Genomic DNA, 3,004 nt, shown 5'->3' on the forward strand with positions numbered 1-3,004 from the left:
CCCACACACCCCTGCGGCACCTGTGCGCCGACGGCGCTCGCCGCGGCCGCCTCGACGGCGGCCCGCCCGGTCGCCGCGTCCGGCCGGGCCCGGAAGTCGCCGCCCCGCCCGAGATCGAAGACACAGGCGGCGGGCACGACCGGCACCACGTGCGAGGGGTCGGGTCCGACCCGCACCCCCCGCCCCTGCTCCTCCAGCCAGGCCATCACCCCGGAGGCCGCGTCCAGCCCGTACGCGCTGCCCCCGGTCAGCACGATCGCCTCGACCTTCTGCACCAGGTTGCGCGGGTCGAGCGCGTCGGTCTCCTTGGTGCCGGGGCCCCCGCCGCGCACGTCCACCGCGGCGACGGCCCCGCCCTCGGGGGCGAGCACGACGGTGGTGCCGGTGAGCCAACCGCCGCCGGTGCGCGTCGCGTGCCCCACGCGCACCCCGGCGACATCCGTCAGAGCGTCAACTGTCATGGGACCAGTCTCGTCCAGGCACCCCCTCGACCCGCCGGAGTCACGCGATCACGCCTCCACGGTCACGCCACCCGGACCGGCTCCTGGCGCTCCCGGGCCGCCCTCCGCGCGGTCAGCGTCGTCCCGGTCACCACGGCCAGCGTCGCCACGACGCCCGCCGCGAGGACCGCCCAGTCGCCCAGGAAGGTGCAGGAGATCACCAGCAACGCCGCGACCGGGAGCACGAGTTGTTGCGCGATGCCCACCTTGAAGTACCGCGAGTGCAGGAGCCAGACGGTGAGCAGGTAGAGGGCGGTCGGCAGGGTCACCGCGGAAGACGCGGCCAGGGTCGAGATGTGCGCCTTGCCGACGGCCTGCTCCACGGCCACCTCCAGGCCCGCCCCGATCGCGGCGGCCGAGGCGAACACCAGGTAGTGGCCGTAACCCCACAGGAACGCCTGCCGGCTGGAGCGCAGATGGCCGTGGATGGGCACCACGAAGTAGATCCACCAGGCGGCGAAGATGACCAGGAGCCCGCCCGCGGCGATGGGCAGCAGCTCGTCCAGCGCGTCGTTCTCGGCGATACCGGACTTCACGGCGACCGTGGCGGCGGCGATCGTCTCGCCGAGCACGATGATCGTGAACAGCCCGTACCGCTCGGCGATGTGGTGCGGATGCCACGACGTGGGATGGTCCCGCTCGGCGAACAGCGGCACACACATCTCCAGCACCGCCATCACCAGGAACAGCCACGGCCGGCCGCCCTCGGGCAGCACCAGCAGCCCCAGCCAGCCGATCTGGCACAGCAGCACGCCGAACGCGTACCGCAGGGCCATCGTCCGCTCCGCGCCCTCGGCCGAACGCGCCACCCGCAGCCACTGCGCGATCAGCGCGAGCCGCATGATCACATAACCCACCAGGACGGCCAGGAAGTCGTGGTCCTCGAACGCCCGGGAGATTCCGGCCGCCAGCACCAGGACGCCGGCGATCTGGATCAGGGTGACGACCCGGTACAGCGCGTCGTCGTTGTCGTACGCCGAGGCGAACCACGTGAAGTTCATCCACGCCCACCAGATGGCGAAGAAGATCATCGCGTAGTTGAGGATCCCCTCGCCGGCGTGCCCCTCGGCGACGAAGTGCACCAGGCCCACGCCCGCCTGGGCGATGGCCACGACGAAGCACAGGTCGAAGAGGAGCTCCAGCGGCGAGGCGACACGGTGGGCCTCGTCGCGGCCGCGGGCGGTGAGTCTGCGCAGGGGGCTGTGCGTAGGGCTGGACGTCATGGTGCCAAGCACAGCAGATCCCGTCCCGAAACGCTTGCGCACCCCCACCTGCTTCGGCGGACCGCAAGGCCGAGGTCGGGACCGGGACCGGGACCAGGGCCGGGACCGGGGCAGGTGGCCGCTCCCGCGGTGGCGGTCCGGCGGGGCCGTACCCTGGACCCATGAGCAGCGCCCCCCGCCCCGAGCCCCGCGAGCCGAAGCCCGCGCTGGTCTTCGACGATCCGCTGGACCAGCAGTCCCCGGACGACACCGACCGGGGCTGGGGCGACCGGCCGCGCGCCGACGGCGACAGCGCGGCGGACCTGAAGCGCTTCCTCGACGAGAAGCCGCCCCACCACCTCTGAGCGCGCGGCGGGAGCAGGACGGCTAGCGCCCGTCGTGGCCCGAGCCCCGCTGGGCGACCAAGGCGTCGCGGATCTCCTTGAGGACCTCCAGCTCGGTCACCTCGATGACCTCGTGCGTGCCCTCCTTCGCCTTGCGGCGGGCCTCCACCCGGGCCAGGTACTTCGACATCGGCAGGACCATCAGGAAGTAGACGACGGCCGCGGTGATCACGAAGCTGAGGGTGGCGCCGAGGACCGAGCCCCACCGGATCGGGATGCCGCTCACGACGGTGCCGTCCGCCGTGACCTTGCAGGGGTCCCGCAGACACGAGCTGTAGCTGTCGAGGTTCTTGGTGCCGATCGCCCCCACCAGCGGGTTGATGATTCCCTTCACCACCGAGTTGACGATGTTGGTGAAGGCGGCGCCGATGACGACCGCGACTGCCAGATCGACGACGTTCCCGCGCATCAGGAAGGTCTTGAAGCCCTCCCAGACGCTCGGCTTCTTCTCGCTCACCTAGAGGCCTCTTCTCGCACGCACAGGTTGTGGAACAAACAGCTCCGCAACCTACGTCAACGCGAGGTGACCCTGTCCAATTGGGTAGCTCGAAAGGGCGACTTGACAGGAACCTCCGCAACACAGGGACCACACCGCTCAACACAGCGTCACCGCCAGCCGGGCCGTCGTGCTCGCGCCCGCGAGACGGGCCGCCGTCGACCGCGGGACCGAGAGCACGACCAGCGCCCCGCCCTCGGCCGACCCGTCCAGTGGCTCGGGCACCTTCGTCACCCGCGCCCCGCGCGCGACCACCCGGGCGTCCCCGCCCAGTGCCGACTCCCGCGACGCGATGACGTCGACCCGGTCCCCGGGCCGCAGCAGCCGGACCGTCGCGCCGTCGGCGATCCGCACCGGCGCCGACACGGTCTCCACCGCCCGGTGCCCGCGCACGGGTTCGGC

Annotated in this window: 4 protein-coding genes and 1 pseudogene; 1 reads left to right on the top strand and 4 read right to left on the bottom strand. The window is 72.0% G+C overall.

The annotated features are described in order from the left end of the window. Both EHS43_RS41495 and EHS43_RS41500 read right to left on the bottom strand, forming a co-directional pair. Positions 1–461, bottom strand: a 461-nt coding sequence (locus EHS43_RS41495) for a P1 family peptidase (protein ID WP_185806634.1), incomplete at its 3' end; no start/stop codon positions are given. 62 nt (positions 462–523) lie between these two features. Continuing rightward, entirely contained in the window at positions 524–1,723 is a 1,200-nt protein-coding gene (locus EHS43_RS41500) for a low temperature requirement protein A (protein WP_125195674.1), read from the bottom strand. Between the two features lie 161 nt (positions 1,724–1,884). Between EHS43_RS41500 and EHS43_RS41505 the strand changes: the two genes are divergently transcribed. Beyond that, a complete protein-coding gene (locus tag EHS43_RS41505) occupies positions 1,885–2,067 on the top strand; it encodes a hypothetical protein (RefSeq protein ID WP_125195675.1) in 183 nt (60 codons plus the stop codon). Positions 2,068–2,089: 22 nt separating this feature from the next. Here the strand turns inward: EHS43_RS41505 and mscL are convergent, their stop codons facing one another. Further along, positions 2,090–2,563 carry a large conductance mechanosensitive channel protein MscL gene (gene mscL / locus EHS43_RS41510; RefSeq protein ID WP_125195676.1) on the bottom strand — a complete coding sequence of 158 codons (474 nt, stop codon included), beginning with the start codon at positions 2,561–2,563 and terminating at the stop codon, positions 2,090–2,092. A 138-nt stretch (positions 2,564–2,701) separates the two neighbouring features. Then, a pseudogene (locus tag EHS43_RS41515) lies at positions 2,702–3,004 on the bottom strand (hypothetical protein); the annotation flags it as partial.

Source organism: Streptomyces sp. RP5T, from assembly GCF_003933965.1.
Taxonomy (GTDB): Bacteria; Actinomycetota; Actinomycetes; order Streptomycetales; family Streptomycetaceae; genus Streptomyces.